Consider the following 17,382-nt stretch of genomic DNA (forward strand, 5'->3'; position numbering starts at 1 on the left):
ATGGAGGCTGATCTCGAAGTTATTTGGCACTTTACCCAGCAACGGGTCCTCGTGATCGGCGACGTTATGCTCGATAGCTATCTTGATGGAACAGCCGAACGCCTCTGTCGTGAAGCCCCCGTGCCAGTCGTACGCACCCAAACAGTGCGGCATCTTCCAGGCGGGGCAGCTAACGCCGCGGTCAACGCACGCGCTCTTGGAGCACGCGTTATGCTTGTCGGACTCGTTGGCTCCGATGCGGCTAGTCTTCACCTCCGCGCTGCTCTCCGTGAGCGTGGCATCGATGACGGCTGGCTTGTCGAACATCGCGCATTGAGCACATTGCAAAAACTACGGGTACGCGCTGCTGGTCAGTTACTCGTTCGCATCGATGACGGGTGTACTGAACCGGATCCAGAAAGCCAGCAGCAATTGATTGACCAGATCCTGAATGGGCTCACGAACTGTGACGCGGTTATTCTCTCGGACTATGGCTACGGCGTGCTAAGCGATCCGGTACTGCAGCGCATCAGTGAAGTGCTGCGTTTCCGTCCATGCCCCATTGTGATTGATACGAAGCTGCCGCACCGCTTCGCCCATGTTCCGGCAACCGTGGTTACGCCAAGCCACCTCGACCTGCAACGTACGGCATCCGATGATCTCGGGCATGATCTAACAGCGATTGAGCAGCGCGGCCGATTGTTGCTCAAGCAACTTCGCGCATCCTACCTAGCCATTACTCTTGCCCACAACGGGGTTTTGCTTCTGAATCAGGACGGCCAGGCCCAACACTACCGCGCTCGTGCAGTAACGGCGACGAGCAGCATTGGCGCTGGTGATGTCTTTACGGCAACGCTCGCACTGGGGCTGGCCGCTGGCGCTTCATGCGAACAAGCGGTGCGGCTCGGCATGCTCGCTGCCGAGTTGGCCATCCGTCGTGCTGATACCGTGACAATCGACCGTCCAACATTGCTTCGGGCCTTTTGCCAACCCGAACATCGCCCGCAACTGCCTGGCCCACTGTCAGTGCGGGCTGCTCAAGCGTGGGTTGAAACCGCGCGGGAGTCGGGACGTCGTATTACGCTCCTCGCTGGAAGTTTTGCGCAGATCGGCTGGGACGACGTCCGTGCTTTACGGCAATACGTAGAGCCAGACAGTGCACTGCTTGCTGCTGTATGGAGTGACGAGGCGCTTGCTCAGCGTACTGGCACGCCAGTATCTCATGCCTCCGAACTCGATCGAGCGACGCTTGCTGCAGCGCTGCTACCTGTAGACACCGTCGTGGTTTGTCCCGAGCCCTCAGCTGCTACTTTGCTTCGCACGCTCCGCCCCCACCGCTTCATCGTGCCAGCATCATGGCCGAGTTCACTGCACGACTGGGATGAACAACGAGTTGTTAATGAACTTGGCATTCTGGTTGTGCGATTACCACAACCCCGCGTACCTCAGCACGCTCCCAAATCTTCGACGATCGTTGAAGGCAACGGCGTATGACGTGGCATACGACATGGACATCAGTTAAGCGGCTGTTATTTGTTCGGCTCGACAATCTTGGTGACGTCTTGCTGATGACTCCGGCCTTTCGTGCTGTTCGTCGGGCACTGCCCGACGCCTATCTTGCCCTGTTGGCAAGTCCGGTTGGAGCACAGGTCGGACGACTTAACCCTGATCTCGACGAAGTGATTGTCTATCAGGCCCCCTGGGTAGATCCATGGCAACAACTCCCACACGATCCCGAGCGGGAACGCGCGATGATCGAGGAACTGCGAACGCGCCGGTTTGACGCCGCAATAATTTTTACCTCTGAGCGACAGAGTCCGTTGCCAGCAGCGTATCTCTGCTATCTGGCTGGCATACCACTACGTCTCGGTGCGACGAGTGACGGTGCTGGTTCCCTGCTTACGACACGTCACCGTCCACCAACGCAGCGCATCCATGAAGTCGAACGCGCGCTCGATCTTGTTGGCAGTGTCGGCTTCGCGACAGCTGAGCGTTCGCTAGTTCTGCAGGTCCCGCCTGCAGCTCATCGGACTGTTGCTGCGCGCTTGGCGCAGGTTGGCGCAGCATCGTCTCCTCTCGTGATCGTCCATCCTGGCTGCAGCATGCCTGCACGTACGTATCCAGCGTCGCATTACGTTGATGTTATCGAATTGCTCCTGCAGCGTTATCCTGGGTGGATCGTGATTACCGGATCTGATGCTGAACAATCGCTGGTTGAGAGCGTCTACGCCCAGCTCTCGCCGGGCTCGAAGGCACGGGCCTTGCCCTGGGCGGGGCTACTCACCTTCCCAGAATTGTGTGCATTGATCGCTCGCGCGCAGCTTGTAATCACAAACAACACCGGCCCAGCGCACATTGCTGCTGCGGTTGGCACGCCGGTCATTGTGATCTTTGCCCTAACGAATCCGCCAGAACAGTGGCATCCCTGGGGTATCCCGTATCAATTGCTCTTTCAGGATGTGCCATGTCGCCTCTGCTATGCCCGTATCTGTCCTGTTGATCATGCTTGTATCCGTCGTGTTACGCCAGAGCAAGTGGTTGAATCAGCACTCCACATGCTTGCTATGAGCAGAGTGGAAGGCACAGGAAATGGGGCATAGTAGGCCATCGTCGCCATGGCAGACCATTTCCAGGCTGCTTGTTGTCCGGCTCGATAACATGGGTGATGTCGTGCTACTGTCGCCGGCGCTGCGGGCGCTGAAAGCCGCTCTGCCCCACGTGTCGATTACGCTCCTTGCTAGTCCAGCAGGACAACACGCAGCGGCGCTTCTGCCATGGATTAATGATGTGATCGTTTGGCGTGCTGTGTGGCAGGATGTTGGCGGCTCTCTCCCATTTGATCCTTGGCGCGAACGTGTACTCATCGCCAATCTCGCCCAGCAACAGTTTGACGCTGCAATCATCTTCACATCCTTTAGCCAAACAGCGCATGTGCCCGGGTATGTTTGCTATCTCGCGGGCATTCCCTTGCGCGCTGGTATGGTCAAGGAATTTGGCGGAAGCGTACTCACGACGGAGATCCGGCACGAGCCAGATTGTCAGCATCAAGCGGAACGCAACATCCGTCTGGTTGAACATCTCGGGTTTCCAGTGGTTGATCGACGCCTGGAGGTACGCATTACCCCCACAGGCATGACTGAGGCTCACAACCTCCTTGCACATTTCGGCCTCACCCGTAGGACGCCATACGTCTTGATACACCCTGGAGCGAGTTGCCAAGCGCGGCGCTATCCTCCCCATCGCTTTGCCATTGTGATCGAGGAACTGATTCGCCTTGGTCTACCAGTTGTAATCACTGGAACTGAGCGTGAGCGCAGTTTTATTGAGCCACTGCTCGCAAACCAGCGCAGCGGCGTCTACCCGATCATTGGGCAGACCAGCTTACCAGCCTTTGCAGCATTGATCGACTCAGCTGCCGTCGTTGTTTGCGGTAATACATTGCCGCTGCACTTGGCTGATGCGCTCGGCACACCCGTTGTTGCCCTCTACTCCGGCACCGATCTCGAGGTGCAATGGGCTCCTCGGTTTACGCCACATCGCATCTTACGCCGGCCGACCCCCTGCACCCCGTGTTACCGCTTCACGTGTGCCTTTGGTGACGAGCAACCCTGTCTCGACATCGACCCAGCAACAGTCGTTGAAGCAATCTCTTCGTTGCTTGATATGCCGCCAACAACGGCTGAGCCATGGTCGCCCGAGAGGGGGGATCATGCACGCGCTTCTCAATAATCGGTCGACGGTTCGGCGCATTGCGGTTCTCCGTGCATTGCACCTCGGCGATCTTTTGCTGGCAGTACCAGCCTTTCGCTCCTTGCGGGCCGGTTTTCCGCAGGCTGAGATTACATTGATCAGCTTGCCCTGGGCCGAAAGCTTTGTACGGCGTTTCCATCGCTATCTCGACCGCTTCGTCTGCTTCGAAGGATTCCCAGGAATTAGCGAAGTTGCAGTAGTTCCAGAGCGGGTTGCCGCATTCCTCGCCGCACAGCAAGGATATGGCTACGACCTCGTGATCCAGCTGCACGGCAACGGGCAGGCAAGTAATCCCTGTGCGCTTGCGCTTGGCGGGACAATCACCGCTGGCTATTTTGTTGGCGAACCGCCCCAGGGCTTGACGATTGCCTTACCCTATCCTGCTTATCTTCATGAAATCCATCGCAATCTTGGCCTTATGCGTGCGCTTGGTTGCCCCGACTGCGGCGACAACCTGGAGTTCCCACTCAGTGACGAAGACAGGGCTGAAGCTCAAGCATTGCTTGCGCCACTTGCCAGCCGGCCACGCCCGTGGATTGGTCTCCACCCAGGCGCACGGCCACCGGCACGCCGTTGGCCTATTGAGCGCTTCGCTACGGTTGCCAATGGCTTACGAGAGCGGTTTCAAGCACAGCTCGTTATTACTGGCTCATTGGATGAGATGGCGTTGGCACAAGAACTCGCTAGCCAGATCAGGGGAGAGCCACTCGTCCTGGCTGGGCAAACCAGCCTTGGCGGGCTGGCAGCGGTGCTCGCCAGTCTTGACCTCTTCATCAGCAACGATACTGGCCCCGCTCATATCGCTGTTGCTGTGAAGACCCCAAGCATAACGCTCTTTGGTCCAGCCGATGTTCGACGCTGGGCACCGCTCGATCGTCAGCGGCATCCGATCCTGCATCATCCTTTACCGTGCAGCCCATGTGCGTACTGGGAATGTCCAATCGACCATCGATGCCTGCGTGCGATTTCCGCTGAGGCCGTGCTTGCCAAGGCTGAGCAGCTGTTGACAGGAGTGCAGTCATGCGCCAGTTAAATGTGTTAACATGGCACGTCCACGGCAGCTATCTCAACGCCCTCGTCCGAGTACCACACCAGTGGTATTTGCCAGTCAAACCGGGCCGGCCTGAGGGCTATGGCGGGCGTGGCCATACATTCGACCTTCCAGACAATGTCACCGAGATACCGGCGGAAGCGGTACCAACGCTGAACCTCGATGTCATCATCTTCCAGTCAGAGAAGAATTATCGCTATGACCAGTATGAGGTGCTGAGTCCAGCTCAGCAGCGATTGCCACGGATTTATCTCGAGCACAATGTGCCACGCCCTGATGCAGTGCATACACGTCACCCGGTCGACGATCCGAATGTGTTGCTCGTACACGTTACGCATTACAACCAGCTCATGTGGGACAACGGGCGGACGCCCACGATGGTCATTGAACACGCGGTTGCCATCGACCCGACAGTGCGCTACATTGGCGATCTCGACCGCGGCGTGACTGTTGCCAACAACATGCAGCGACGCCCACGTATTGCCGGGTTCGATATCTTCCTGGCGGCACGCGAGCAGGTTCCGCTCGATGCTGTGGGAATGGGCACTGAAGAATTTGGCGGGCTCGGCGATATCCCCTATCGCGAACTCCATCACTGGCTCTCGCACTATCGCTTCTTATTCAGCCCTATGCGTTATACCAGCTTACCGCTTGCAGTCGTCGAGGCGATGACCATTGGCATGCCAGTCGTGGCACTAGCGACGACGGCACTCCCTTCAGTCATTGAAGACGGCTGTAATGGATTCATTTCGTGCGATGTTCCCGCTTTGCTCGATCGCATGCGTTTTCTGCTCGATCACCCTGGCGAAGCCCGACGACTTGGCGAGAGCGCCCGCGCAACAGCACAAGAGCGCTTTAGCCTCGAGCGGTTTGTGCAGGATTGGCAGCGAGCCCTTGCACTGGTGACACAGTAAGTTAGGAGGGGCATGAACGATGGGGCAATCACCACGCCGACGCATCGCCTTCATTAGTGAGCACGCAAGCCCCGTTGCCGCACTTGGTGGTGAGGATGCTGGTGGACAGAACGTCTACGTGGGCGAATTAAGCCGCCGACTCGCCCAGCTGGGGTATGCGGTCGACATCTTTACACGCCGTAGTCATGTCGCGCTGCCGACAGTGCTTGACTGGATGCCTGGCGTACGTGTGATTCACCTCCCGGCTGGCCCAATGACACCGATGCCGAAGGATATGTTATGGCCCTATATGCCGGACTTCTTTCGGAGCTTGCGCACATGGTTTGCCAATCCAGCGCTGCACTACGATCTTGTCCACGGCCATTTCTGGATGTCTGGCTGGGTCGCAGCCGCCTGTAAACAGACATTTGGTCTTCCAGTTGTGCAGACGTTTCATGCACTCGGCGTAACCAAACGGCGCTTCCTTGGCGATGCGGACCCAAGCCCTCCTGATCGAATCGCTGTTGAGCGGGCAATCATTACCCAAGTAGATTATGTCGTCGCCCAATGTCCGAGCGAGCGCGACGAGCTCATCACCGATTACAATGCTGATCCTCAGCGCATTGCACTGGTACCTGGTGGGGTCGATATCACCCGCTTTACCCCCCATGATCAGCGGGCTGCTCGCCAGCGCCTCGGCCTTGATCCCGACCGACCAGTCGTGATCTATGTCGGGCGCATGCTGCCTCGTAAGGACGTGCGTAATGTGGTGTATGCGCTGGCACGGCTGCGCGAATACGGCGTGTGGCCAGTAACGCTCATGCTTGTTGGTGGCGAGACGCCCGAACCAGACCCTGTCAGAACACCGGAAATCGGAGTGTTGCAGCAACTGGTAGCCGACCTCGGGCTTACTGATGCGGTTCTGTTCACCGGTCATCGGCAACCAGATGAATTGCCCTGGTACTACAGTGCCGGGGACGTTGCCGTAACCACGCCTTGGTATGAGCCGTTTGGCCTGACACCGCTTGAAGCAATGGCTTGTGGTCGCCCCGTCGTCGGATCGGATGTCGGCGGTATTCGCTTTACCATCGAAGATGGGGTAACGGGGTTTCTTGTCCCACCGCGTGATCCAGAGCGCTTGGCAGGGTGCCTCGCATTCTTGCTCACGCACCCCGATAGAGCTCGCACAATGGGGCACGCCGCTCGTGCCCGAGTTGAGCAGCATTTTTCGTGGGAACTCACCGCTGCCCGGACTGCCGAGTTGTATGAGCGAACGATTGCCGAACGACGGGCCACGCTTGTCGCGCAGCTACGCAGCGGCTAAACATCAACGCTCTTACTGACTTCAACGGAAGGGGAGAAGCAGGATCACACATGGCACTTGTCGATGTCCTGATTCCAACTTACCGACGGAAGACCGGTTTAGCACTTGTTCTCGCAAGTCTGGTGAACCAGACGTTTCAGGACTTTACTGTCACAGTTTCGAGCCAGACTGAGGCTGAGGATGACTATCTTGAGAGCCCAGAAATCCGTACCCTCGTTCAACTCTTGCGCTTACGCGGCCACACAGTCCGATTGTTACGCCACTGGCCGCGACACGGCATGGCTGAGCATCGGCAGTTTCTGCTCGAACAGAGCCAGGCACCATACGTGCATTTTCTTGATGATGACGTGGTACTTGAGCCAGAAGTTATGGAGCGAATGCTCCAGGTCATTCAGCGTGAAGAGTGTGGATTTGTCGGCTGTGCAGCAATTGGGTTGGAATTTATCAATGATGTTCGGCCACACGAACTTGCATGGTTTGAGCCGTGGGATGGACCGGTTCAACCAGAGCGCTGGACGCCCGAGACCATTCCATGGGAACGGCATAAAGTCAACAATGCTGCCAATGCTTTGCATCTTGCCCAACGATATTGTCGCGATGGCCAAGTAATCCGCTATAAAGTCGCATGGGTTGGTGGGGCAAACGTTCTCTATGATCGGGCGAAGTTGCTTGAAGTCGGAGGGTTTTCTTGGTGGCCGCTCTTGCCAGTTGAGCATGCTGGCGAAGAAGTATTGGCGCAGTTTTTGCTCATTCAGCGGTACGGTGGATGCGGCATCCTGCCGAGTGGAACATACCATCTGGGCATGCCAACAACGATTCTGAACCGAGAACATAACGCTACCGACCTCTTTGCCCAGCTTATAACCCAGCTTGATCACACTGCGGACAACGAACAGAAAGGATGAGCATGATCATGATGGAAGGTACCGGAGCAACTGAACCTGTTCTCCTGGTGACTGGGGCAGCCAGTGGACTAGGAAAGGCGATCATGGAGCTTTTTGCTGATGATGGCTATGCTGTTGTCGGCCTCGACCGGCAGGTCACAACGCTACAGACTGTTGTTGACTCATTACGCAATCGGGGCGCAATAGCAATCGCCCTCCCGGCCGACGTTAGCCGGGAACAGGATGTCTTTGCGAGTGTACAACAAGTCCAACAACGCTTTGGGCGTCTCGATGTGGTCGTGAATAGCGCTGGCATCGACGTCACGGCGCCCATAGAGGATCTCGCAGTAGCTGACTGGGACCGCGTGATTGCCGTCAATCTCCGCGGTCCCTTTCTCCTTGCCAAGGCCGTCTTCTCAATCATGCGTGAACAAGGCGGCGGCCATATCGTCAATATCGCCTCAACGGCAGCATTGCGAGCTTGGGCTCATGCCACAGCCTACCATGCATCGAAGTGGGGACTACTTGGCTTTAGCCGCGGGCTAGGCGTTGAGGGACGTCCTTACGGTATCCGCGTCACTACAGTCATCCCTGGTGGTATGCGCACAGCATTCTTCGACCGCTTCCTAGAACAAGGTATTCCCCTTCCTGATCCACGAACATTGCAGGAACCTGAAGCTGTGGCCCGCGTGGTGCTCTGGGCCGTTAAGCAGCCTTCTGGTTCCGTTGTCCAGGAGGTGCTTGTCACTCCGCTTCACGAAACGAGCTGGCCGTAAGGCTTAGTACTCAGTCCACCTGCTAGACCACGCCATCCGCTCGCAAGCGGGCAATGGCATCCTCGCTCAGCCCAAGAAGCTCACGGAGCACTTCGTCCGTATGCTCGCCGAGCAAGGGTGGTGCACGGCGTATCTGTGCTGGTGTGCCAGAGAGCAAGAACGGCGGCCCGATCACTTGAATCGTTCCAGCAGTTGGATGCGGCACCGTCACAATCTGGCCCCGATAGCGGATTTGCGGATGGGCAACGACGTCAGCAACCGTGTTGATCGGACCAGCCGGGATACCGGCCTCATAAAGAGCCATAAGCCATTCGGCCGCGTCACGCTGGAGGAAGCGCTCCTGTAAAAGTGGGATCAGTGTCTCACGGTGCTGCACTCGCTGTGGATTCGTGGCGAAACGCGGGTCGTCAGCAAGCTGCGGCTCTCCAAGGATCTGACACAGCTGACGAAACTGGCGATCATTGCCAACAGCAACCGTAATCCAGCCATCGCGTGTGCGAAACGTCTGGTACGGCACAATATTGGGATGGGCATTCCCGTAGCGCTTTGGCAACTCGCCTGAGACAAGGTAATTGCTGCCGACATTGGCAAGCATCGCCACGCCTGCCGAGAGGAGCGGAACATCGATACGCTGACCGCGGCCTGTCTGCACCCTGGCGTGCAGCGCTGCCAAAATGGCACTAGTGGCGAAGAGTCCGGCAAAGAGGTCAACCACCGCCACGCCAACCTTCATTGGCTCGCCATCCGGTTCGCCGGTAATGCTCATGAGGCCGCATTCCCCTTGCGCCACAAAGTCGTAACCGGCGCGATCGGCGTATGGGCCCTCAAGGCCGTAGCCAGTGATGGTGCACCAGATAAGTTGGGGATAACGCTCTGCAAGGGTGTCATAGCCTAACCCTAGCCGCTCGAGGGTGCCAGGCCGGAAATTTTCGACGACCACGTCAGATTGGCTAATCAGCTGGTGGAGGATTGCCTGCCCTTCGGGGTGCTTGAAGTTGAGGGTGATGCTGCGCTTATTGCGATTCGCGCATAAGTAATACGCACTTTCTCCGCCGGCCCACGGTGGGCCCCACTGCCGTGTATCGTCGCCACGCCCTGGCTGCTCAACCTTGATCACGTCTGCCCCAAGATCGCCGAGCAGCATTGTGCAGAATGGACCAGCGAGCACGCGCGAGAGATCGAGAACGCGCACATTGTGGAGCGGACCAGGTGCGCGCTGCTCTTCTCCCATGCCACACTCCTCTCTTTTACTGCTCTTCAGCCTAGCACCGATTGGCATGCTCGAGAAGTGGCAGATCACGCAATGCCCATGGCAACGTCGGTGCGATAGCAGCGGCACGATACTGGCCGTGGTTCATCGTATGATGGCACTTCTCCAATGAGAGCACGCCCCTTCGTCTTCTTTATGTAAAATCAGCCCACAGGAAAGATCCACCCGGGTGGACGACACGAGGCGACACTTCGGCTGCATGCTACCTCGCGTGCTACAATCCCTCATAAGCGCATTGCAGTGGCGTGGTTTTCGTCTAGAGTGAGCCGAAGGGCTACGTGCTATGGGCCTCCCAGAAGTTGCCCCGTCACAAGCAGAAGTCGACTACCTCCCTACTCGCCGCCGGCGTAATCCTGTGCTCGGACTCGCCGCCGGGCTGCGTTGGATCGTGCGCAATGTCCTCTGGGTGATCATTGCTACTATTCGCCTGCTCTGGCGACACTTTACCCTGATTTTGCTGTTCGCCATTGCAGCCTATTTGATCTTCCACAATATCATTGCGCCGCGCCTTGCTAGCCCAACGCAGCCGTCTCAGCCGACGGTCGCGATGGCGCCCGCTATTCAGCCAACTGAAGCTGTGCTTCGCTATCTTGAAGGCCAGCGGACGTTCAACGCACAAGAAATGTGGGATGCGATGAGTGACACAACAAAGGCCCGCAGCCTGGCTGCTGGCGGAAGTCTTTCGACCTTCGCCAGCGCGATCGAAGAGGCACGGCAGAGCGGCATCGCTTACGGTGACAGCATCTATATCGGTGGATATCAGTTAAATAACGGTGTGCGCTACTACTTCTACGTGACCGAAGTGCATAACGATGCTGGACGCAGTGTCTACGTTTATCAGGTGTTCGTCGTTGACCCAGCGGGCAAGATCCTCAACGTCGACACACCGCAACTCCAGCAGTCGTAACCGACCGAGGGGGCGAAGATGGCTGGACGGATAGACCCTGCACCGACCACACTCAGCGGTGAGCCGCGGCCACGGTACCGTGACGATCTCGAAGCGCAGATCGACGAATTCTTGCAAGGTCTCGTCGATCTTGTACGGTTTCACGCGCGCGAATTGCTCCTGATCGCATTGCTAGGCCTGGCCTTCTATCTCTGGGCCTGGCCGTCGCGTGAAGTATGGGGGCCAATTGTCCTCACGATTCTCTTTGCATTGTTGCAAATTGCCTTCGCCATCGTGTTCGTCATTGTCCAGTTTGGCGCAATCTTCTGGTTCCTTGGCCGCGGCCGTACCTACTGGGTTAAGCCGGGTGAGACAGGTGTGTCATTCGCCGACTACAAGGGCAACCCCGAAGTGCTCGAGTCAGCTCGGCGGATCGTCACGTTGCTGCGTGGTGTTAAGGAATTTAAGGAAATGGGTGGCGAAGTCATCCGCGGCCTGCTCCTGGTCGGCCCACCAGGCACTGGGAAGTCGTACCTTGCCCAAGTGATTAGTACGGAAGCCGGTGTGCCTTTCGGTTATGCGAGCGCGCCGTCATTCCAGAATATGTTCTTCGGTGTAAGCAACTTGCGCATCATGATGCTCTACCGGAAGGCGCGCTCGTTGGCCCGCAAGTATGGTGCGTGCATCCTCTTCATCGACGAGATCGATGCCATTGGTGCTTCACGCGGTGGTCGGTACGGAAGCGGCCCCGGCTTTCTTGGTCCGCTCTTTGGCTGGGGAGGGAATGGCATGCTGAATGAGTTGCTCCTGCAGCTTGATCCTCCCCCACAGGAGTTGACCTGGTTCGGCAAGCTCTTGCGTGCCCTCGGCCTGCGCCGTCGACCAGCCGAGTTGCCGCCTGTGCTGACAATTGCTGCCACGAACTTGCCTGAGGCACTCGACCCGGCCTTGCTCCGTCCAGGCCGCTTCGACCGCAAGATTGTTGTTGATGCACCGAGTGCTGAGGGGCGACGTGAGATCATCGAGTACTATTTGCGAAAGGTCAAGTATGATCCCAATATCCCCATCGACTACATGGTCTACGACACTATCGGCTATACACCCGCAGCAATCCGTTATGTTATCAATGAGGCAGTGGTTCATGCTCATTTCGCTGGCCGCAACTACATTACCTACGAAGACTTCACCGCTGCGCGTGAGATGCACGAACTCGGTTTGCGCCAGCCGATCCGCTCGATGACGGAGGAAGAGCGGCGCCGTATCGCCTATCACGAAGCTGGCCATGCATTAGCCCAGTTTCTGCTTCAGCCGCGCAATCGCGTGGTCAAAGTTTCCATTATTCGGCATGGTGAGGCCCTTGGCTTCTCAGCCACGAAGCCAACCGAGGAGCGCTTTACTCGCACGCGCGATGAGATTATGGCTGAGATTCAAGTCGCGCTCGCTTCACGCGCAGCGGAAGAGCTATTCCTTGGCATCCAAATGTCCGGCGTGACCAACGACCTTGCGCAAGCGACGCATTTGGCCAACCTTGCCGTTTCGATCTGGGGGATGGATGGTAGCCTCTATTCTGTCTTGCCGTACAACCAGATGGTGCCCGACCTCTTCCGTAAGCAACGCATCGAGCGGATCTTGCAGCACCAGTTTGAGAACGTCAAACGGCTGCTTGAGGCGAATCGTGAGGCGGTTATCGCAATCGCCGAGGAGTTGCTCAAGCGCGATGAACTGAATGAGCAACAACTCCGCGAGATTCTTGGGCAGTTCACGCTCGTTGTCCCACCACCGTTGCCCGAACCAACTGAAACGCTTGATGCCCGCCAGGCTGCTGAGCGAGCAACGGCGCAGCTCACGCCAACAGCCCACGAGAACGGCACCGTCAGCGGAGATGGATTAGCTGAGCCGGAAGAAGAGCCTGTCCCTGAACCCGGCAGCTAGTTAAGCTGCAACCCTCTCATGAACAAGCGATGCCCCGTGTGCCGGTGCAAGCAGTTTGCTTGCACCGGCTTTGTCGCTTGCACTGAAGCGAAAAGGAAATGAGGCCGGGGGATATCGCAGCCAGCTTGGTCCAGCGCATGGAGGAACTGATAACCACCGCCGACAGCCGCACGATAACGGATTGCAAGGAACACGCGGAAGCAACCAGTCCTGCGCTGCACCGCGATCAACGTCACGGCTCGCACTCGTGCTGTCAAGCGGCAGGGGATGACAATAATGACAATAATTGAGTTGCTGCAACAAGATACCCCATGTCCAGACTGGACAGAAGGCGAACATAAAGGGGCAATCGCGGTTCGTTCTGAAATTGACATAATAGATAACTACCGACGGATCATCCCACTTTGCACACGCAGGGATGAGGGGGCAGTGCGCCAATGTCGGCTGGTGCGCTGGCTGTTACAAATGCAACGCGAAGCGATCAGCCAGCCATTCAGCAGCGACAGTTGTCCACTGCTCAAGATGGGTAAAGGCAACGTGATTGGCTCGCTCAAGATAGAGGAGGCGTTTGGGCCCACCAGCTGCCCGGTAGAGTCGAACGGCCTCCGCTGGCGGAACAACAAGGTCATTGCCGGCGCCGACAACAAAGAGAGGCTGGCGCAGGCGCGGAGCAATATCGCTGAGAGCGAGACGATCAACCAGTTGCTCGAGCATGGTCGGCGGAATACCAAGCGAGAACGCGACATCGTGGCGCACAAGTGGGTGCAGGAGCTTGAGGTATGGGCGTGGCAGAAATGGTGGGGTAACGGCCAGCACGGCTGCAAGCGCAGGCTGATGTACGCCAAGTTGGACAGCGTACGCGCCGCGCAAACTCAGGCCCAGCACCGCGACGCGATCAGCCGAGAGAGCGGGGTGTCCTTCAGCAAAGCACAGGAGGGCATCAGCCAGGTCCTCTTGTCCTGGGGCAGCTGGGAGCTGATCCCATGCTTCGCCACTACCTGGTGTATCAAGAGCCAGAACAGCAATACCGCGCGCCAGAAACGGCTGCGCCCAGTGAACGGTTTCTTCCTTGGCGGTACTTGAGCCGTTGAGGAAGACGACCAGCGGAAACGGCTGATAGCGCGGCGACGGCTGCTGCGGAAGGCGAAGGTATCCCGGAAGATCAAACCCGCGCCAGGGCACGGCGATCGGCTCGGCAGGGGGTGTCAGCAGCGGGGCGACAGCACGAAAAAGCCGAGCGGCCTCGCGATAAAGTGCGCGCCGGCGCAAGACGTCGTCGAGAACGAACAGTTGAGCAAAATGATAGCAGAGTGCCGCTGCACGCTGACAGGAAATAGCTTCGCGCCACGCGCCATGCCGATGGTGCTCGGCTGCTGCACTGAGATAATGGTGGGCAGTCCGAACCCAAGCACTTGGCCATGCATGCAGCCCACGAATGTGACGGAGCGTCATTGCCAGTTGGCGTGCGCCAATGCCCGCGAAGAGAAATCGATAGCGGCCAGTGCGGGAGAGAATTGCAGCGCTTGCGATACGGAACGCAAGGTCGATAGCAAATGGCGGCACACGGTTAGCAAAAATGAAACGCGGCGTGAGCCAGGTCATCGACGACATTGGTCGCTCAATCACCACTCCCTCACTCCCTGAGTACGAGCATATCATGTCGGCTACGGCCGGTGCGGTCAGACTCCACCGGGGTGGACACGAGGTGGCAGCCGCGATATCCTTGAAGGGGTACGGGGTATAGGTATTGGAGGTGGATGATGATCACGCGTGTCTACCAGGTGCCCGATGTAAGCTGCGAGCATTGTGTCCGTGCAATTACCACGGCGCTGCAGCGACTGGACGGCGTCCGCCACGTACAGGTCGATCTGGTAACCAAGCAGGTCACTGTTGAGGCAGATGACCGGGTCAGCGATGAGCAGATTCGTGCTGGCATTGAAGACGCTGGCTACACTGTCGCGGCCTAGCGTTGCACGAGACAGGCCATTTGTGCCGTGTGCGCTGTCCAAATTGGGACATTGTGCGTATAGTCCTTATGGACTAGGGTAATCGGCTTGGCACGATCAGCCCAAGAGTTTCTCGAAACTGAAGACGCAATTCCCTCGTCTCACTACCCATATGCTGCCGATACCCAGTCATAGTGAGAAGGGCTGCACTGTTGTGTGACGAGGGAGTTATGAAGAAGTCACCCCAAATTCTGCTCGTTGACGGTGATACGCGCTTCCGCCACGTGCTCGAAATCGCGCTCGACGGCTCCTCCGGCATCTGGCAGACCGGGTACTGGAGCGAGGCACGGCAGATACTGGCAGTGTGCCGACCTCAGGTCGTCTTTTTGACCCCGGTACTGCCGGATGCTGATCCATTTGTCGCGCTTGAAGAAATCCACCGAGTCACACCACGAGCCTGGGTCTTTTTTCTATTTGGCAGCGAACGGCAATTTCGACATGTTCCCGCCTGCCATGCATGGCCCGTTGGCGTCTGCTCGCGGGATGCATCACCATGCGAAGTACGTCGGTATCTTGTTCAGACCGGCGCGTTTGATATGCAGCTACACCCAACGCACGCAGTGGCAGCAGATCGCTCAACGGTTAGCGACGCCGCCGCACAATTGTTGCTGAGTCAGCGCGGACAGGTGCTGTCCGCTGAGTAAACGGTGCCAGGAAGAGCTCCCAGGGGAAATCTGGCAGTTCACCCGGCGGAACAAAGTGCGGCACAACTGCCCAGGCGACACTCGCCAAGGTGAATCCAGCTAAGACATCAAAGACGTAATGATTGCCAGTACCGATGACAGCTAATGCCATCAGGAGAGGAAAGCCAAGTCCGAAAATCCATCGCACCCAGTGCCGAGCAATCCGAATGATGCCAAGGCCACAGAAGAGGGCAAAGGCCGCATGAAGGCTCGGCATGGCTGCGAAGGGGTTGTAAAAGACTTCAACGTGCTGGTTGTCATAATTAATTCCCTGATACAAGGCGAGCGTATCGACAAAGCCGCGCCAGCTGAAGAAGCGAGGCGGGGCCATCGGGATAAGAATGTAACAGAGCAAGCCGCTGAAAAGGACCGTGAGGAACACAGCACGCACTGTGCGGTAATACCGCGAACGATACCAGTACACCCAGAGGCCAAAGAGGATGACGGCTGTGAGATGGGTATAGGCATAGATAAAATTCAGGAAGCGCACCAGCGGCGCTATTGTCAGGACCCAGCTTTGGATACCGCGCTCGTAGAAAATGCCCAACCGCTGTTCTAGCTGCATCAGTTCCATCGCGTGAGTAAAAGCCTCATAGGCTCGGCCAGCGGCCAAGCCACGGGTCGCATAGTACAAGCCGAAAAGGCTGGCCATGAATGTAAACTCGGCGGCCGCCGCCGTCAGGCGGTGGGACGAGCCTTCCAGTGGGCTCGGTCGTTGGACCGACGTATCCTCCATTGCCTACTCCTCAAGAGCCTTCCACTCAGCGGTTGGCTCAGCTGCCAGCAACGATTAGTCGGTTGAGAGGCGAGCTGTTCTTTCGCTCAGCCCTCCTACCACTCAACCCGGGATAGTCTTACTCCTTTTCCAGCCTGCTGTCTACCGCACGATTCCTTGCCATCCTCATCATTGTGTACGTACACTATCCGCAAAAGGCTGGCGAAAGGGGCAAGCGATGCTAACGATTCACGAAGCTGTTGAGCGCTTTTTCGCTGAGCTGCGACTCTCCCCACGGAGTAAGAAGACTTATCGCCTAGGGTTACAGAAGTTTTTGTTTGATCTCAATGAACAGCAGGGCCTCGATCCTGCGACAACTCCCGTGACAGCATTGACCGAAGACCACGTCGTTGCGTTCATTACTCGCGTGATGCCAGATGACGTCCGGACGCCCGAAGAAGTCTCGCAGATGCGCACAGCGCAGACGACATTGGCGGCAGTGCGCAAGTTCTATCGCTACTTGATTGCCTACGATCTACACCCAGCAATCTCAACGGAGAAACTTCGCGAACGCCTTGCGACCATCATGCCACGGTTTACTCCACCACCACCTGACGTGAAGCAAGGCGACCTTGAGCGGATTGTCGCTTATGTACGGCAATTGCCCCCCAGCCCGCAGCCAGCCCAGGAACTGCGTCAGCGGAAGTTGCGCGCTATCGTCCTTTTCCTTTATCGTACTGGTGTGCGAGTCTCAGAGCTGTGTGCACTGCGACGACGCGATATTGACTTGGAGTCGGGGACAGCGCACATTTACCGCGCGAAGGGAGGCAAGAGCCGCACAGTGCACTTTGACGCGGAGACGGCGGAGGCTCTCGTTGCTTACTGGCATGCGCGCGGTGATCACGGCCCGGGTGCTGGTTCGCTGCCAGCGTTCAGTGGACGGGACCGACCAGGGCGCCCTGGTCGGGCAATTAGCCCGCGGACAGTTGAACATCTTATCCATCAACTGGCCGAAGCCGTGGGTGTCGAGCGCGCTGTCACCCCGCATTCGTTCCGCCATGGACTTGCAACGGAGCTGGTCCGCCGCCGTGTACGAGAATCAACGGTGCAGGCTATCTTAGGGCATGCTTCACCCGTAACGACACGGATCTATGTCCACAAGACGGCCGTTGAGATTGCGCAGGAGTATTACGAGGCGTTTGGCCCCTACCACCGACCGGAATGAGGCCCGTG

Annotated in this window: 16 protein-coding genes; 13 read left to right on the top strand and 3 right to left on the bottom strand. The window is 57.6% G+C overall.

What is annotated here, in order from left to right; all coding sequences use genetic code 11:
• Genes N675_RS01885 through N675_RS01920 form a run of 8 tightly spaced genes read left to right on the top strand, consistent with a single transcriptional unit; the run spans position 1 to position 8,657 of the window.
• Positions 1–1,473 (top strand): PfkB family carbohydrate kinase, encoded by a 1,473-nt coding sequence (locus N675_RS01885; RefSeq protein WP_051913843.1) that lies wholly within the window; start codon positions 1–3, stop codon positions 1,471–1,473.
• A complete protein-coding gene (locus N675_RS01890) occupies positions 1,470–2,579 on the top strand; it encodes a glycosyltransferase family 9 protein (protein ID WP_038037598.1) in 1,110 nt (369 codons plus the stop codon). Before N675_RS01885 ends, N675_RS01890 begins: the two co-directional genes overlap by 4 nt.
• The gene (locus N675_RS01895) at positions 2,569–3,708 is read left to right on the top strand and encodes a glycosyltransferase family 9 protein (RefSeq protein ID WP_197066251.1); all 1,140 of its coding nucleotides are present in this window, start codon (positions 2,569–2,571) and stop codon (positions 3,706–3,708) included. The genes N675_RS01890 and N675_RS01895 overlap by 11 nt, the downstream gene beginning before the upstream one ends.
• The gene (locus tag N675_RS01900) at positions 3,689–4,762 is read left to right on the top strand and encodes a glycosyltransferase family 9 protein (RefSeq protein ID WP_038037599.1); all 1,074 of its coding nucleotides are present in this window, start codon (positions 3,689–3,691) and stop codon (positions 4,760–4,762) included. The genes N675_RS01895 and N675_RS01900 overlap by 20 nt, the downstream gene beginning before the upstream one ends.
• Positions 4,750–5,694: a glycosyltransferase gene (locus tag N675_RS01905; protein ID WP_038037603.1), complete on the top strand. Its 945-nt coding sequence runs from the start codon at positions 4,750–4,752 to the stop codon at positions 5,692–5,694. Before N675_RS01900 ends, N675_RS01905 begins: the two co-directional genes overlap by 13 nt.
• 19 nt (positions 5,695–5,713) lie before the next feature.
• Positions 5,714–6,997 (top strand): glycosyltransferase, encoded by a 1,284-nt coding sequence (locus N675_RS01910; RefSeq protein WP_038037605.1) that lies wholly within the window; start codon positions 5,714–5,716, stop codon positions 6,995–6,997.
• A 50-nt stretch (positions 6,998–7,047) separates the two neighbouring features.
• Positions 7,048–7,902, top strand: a complete 855-nt coding sequence (locus N675_RS01915) for a glycosyltransferase family 2 protein (protein ID WP_051913845.1) — start codon at positions 7,048–7,050, stop codon at positions 7,900–7,902.
• Between the two features lie 8 nt (positions 7,903–7,910).
• A complete protein-coding gene (locus N675_RS01920) occupies positions 7,911–8,657 on the top strand; it encodes an SDR family oxidoreductase (RefSeq protein WP_231577895.1) in 747 nt (248 codons plus the stop codon).
• 22 nt (positions 8,658–8,679) lie between these two features.
• Here the strand turns inward: N675_RS01920 and N675_RS01925 are convergent, their stop codons facing one another.
• Positions 8,680–9,888 (bottom strand): CaiB/BaiF CoA transferase family protein, encoded by a 1,209-nt coding sequence (locus N675_RS01925; protein ID WP_038037606.1) that lies wholly within the window; start codon positions 9,886–9,888, stop codon positions 8,680–8,682.
• A 322-nt stretch (positions 9,889–10,210) separates the two neighbouring features.
• Here N675_RS01925 and N675_RS01930 point away from each other — a divergent pair, with 322 nt between their 5' ends.
• Complete coding sequence (locus N675_RS01930) at positions 10,211–10,834, top strand: hypothetical protein (RefSeq protein WP_038037608.1); 624 nt, start codon at positions 10,211–10,213, stop codon at positions 10,832–10,834.
• 18 nt (positions 10,835–10,852) lie between these two features.
• Positions 10,853–12,745 (top strand): AAA family ATPase, encoded by a 1,893-nt coding sequence (locus N675_RS01935; protein WP_081886767.1) that lies wholly within the window; start codon positions 10,853–10,855, stop codon positions 12,743–12,745.
• A 459-nt stretch (positions 12,746–13,204) separates the two neighbouring features.
• On the opposite strand, the gene N675_RS01945 is transcribed toward N675_RS01935, so the two are convergent.
• The gene (locus N675_RS01945; protein ID WP_156100775.1) at positions 13,205–14,371 is read right to left on the bottom strand and encodes an alpha/beta hydrolase family protein; all 1,167 of its coding nucleotides are present in this window, start codon (positions 14,369–14,371) and stop codon (positions 13,205–13,207) included.
• Between the two features lie 131 nt (positions 14,372–14,502).
• Here N675_RS01945 and N675_RS01950 point away from each other — a divergent pair, with 131 nt between their 5' ends.
• Positions 14,503–14,712 carry a heavy-metal-associated domain-containing protein gene (locus N675_RS01950; RefSeq protein ID WP_231577896.1) on the top strand — a complete coding sequence of 70 codons (210 nt, stop codon included), beginning with the start codon at positions 14,503–14,505 and terminating at the stop codon, positions 14,710–14,712.
• A gap of 209 nt (positions 14,713–14,921) precedes the next feature.
• Entirely contained in the window at positions 14,922–15,395 is a 474-nt protein-coding gene (locus tag N675_RS13930; protein ID WP_038037611.1) for a hypothetical protein, read from the top strand.
• Here N675_RS13930 and N675_RS01960 read toward each other — a convergent pair.
• A complete protein-coding gene (locus N675_RS01960) occupies positions 15,334–16,170 on the bottom strand; it encodes a phosphatase PAP2 family protein (RefSeq protein ID WP_051913851.1) in 837 nt (278 codons plus the stop codon). The two genes, N675_RS13930 and N675_RS01960, sit on opposite strands and share 62 nt — an antisense overlap.
• 217 nt (positions 16,171–16,387) lie before the next feature.
• Between N675_RS01960 and N675_RS01965 the strand changes: the two genes are divergently transcribed.
• On the top strand, positions 16,388–17,374 hold the full coding sequence (locus N675_RS01965; RefSeq protein WP_038037612.1) for a tyrosine-type recombinase/integrase: 987 nt from the start codon (positions 16,388–16,390) through the stop codon (positions 17,372–17,374).
• Positions 17,375–17,382 lie beyond the last annotated feature (8 nt).

This window comes from Thermorudis peleae (assembly GCF_000744775.1).
In the GTDB taxonomy this organism is placed as follows: domain Bacteria; phylum Chloroflexota; class Chloroflexia; order Thermomicrobiales; family Thermomicrobiaceae; genus Thermorudis; species Thermorudis peleae.

Excerpts from the sequence above, each read along its gene's own strand:
- N675_RS13930 (WP_038037611.1), top strand. The coding sequence starts at position 14,922 with ATGAAGAAGTCACCCCAAATTCTGCTCGTTGACGGTGATACGCGCTTC.
- N675_RS01930 (WP_038037608.1), top strand. The coding sequence starts at position 10,211 with ATGGGCCTCCCAGAAGTTGCCCCGTCACAAGCAGAAGTCGACTACCTC.
- N675_RS01895 (WP_197066251.1), top strand. The coding sequence starts at position 2,569 with ATGGGGCATAGTAGGCCATCGTCGCCATGGCAGACCATTTCCAGGCTG.
- N675_RS01905 (WP_038037603.1), top strand. The coding sequence starts at position 4,750 with ATGCGCCAGTTAAATGTGTTAACATGGCACGTCCACGGCAGCTATCTC.
- N675_RS01890 (WP_038037598.1), top strand. The coding sequence starts at position 1,470 with ATGACGTGGCATACGACATGGACATCAGTTAAGCGGCTGTTATTTGTT.
- N675_RS01910 (WP_038037605.1), top strand. The coding sequence starts at position 5,714 with ATGGGGCAATCACCACGCCGACGCATCGCCTTCATTAGTGAGCACGCA.
- N675_RS01950 (WP_231577896.1), top strand. The coding sequence starts at position 14,503 with ATGATGATCACGCGTGTCTACCAGGTGCCCGATGTAAGCTGCGAGCAT.
- N675_RS01915 (WP_051913845.1), top strand. The coding sequence starts at position 7,048 with ATGGCACTTGTCGATGTCCTGATTCCAACTTACCGACGGAAGACCGGT.
- N675_RS01920 (WP_231577895.1), top strand. The coding sequence starts at position 7,911 with ATGATGGAAGGTACCGGAGCAACTGAACCTGTTCTCCTGGTGACTGGG.
- N675_RS01900 (WP_038037599.1), top strand. The coding sequence starts at position 3,689 with ATGCACGCGCTTCTCAATAATCGGTCGACGGTTCGGCGCATTGCGGTT.
- N675_RS01935 (WP_081886767.1), top strand. The coding sequence starts at position 10,853 with ATGGCTGGACGGATAGACCCTGCACCGACCACACTCAGCGGTGAGCCG.
- N675_RS01925 (WP_038037606.1), bottom strand. The coding sequence starts at position 9,888 with ATGGGAGAAGAGCAGCGCGCACCTGGTCCGCTCCACAATGTGCGCGTT.
- N675_RS01885 (WP_051913843.1), top strand. The coding sequence starts at position 1 with ATGGAGGCTGATCTCGAAGTTATTTGGCACTTTACCCAGCAACGGGTC.
- N675_RS01960 (WP_051913851.1), bottom strand. The coding sequence starts at position 16,170 with ATGGAGGATACGTCGGTCCAACGACCGAGCCCACTGGAAGGCTCGTCC.
- N675_RS01965 (WP_038037612.1), top strand. The coding sequence starts at position 16,388 with ATGCTAACGATTCACGAAGCTGTTGAGCGCTTTTTCGCTGAGCTGCGA.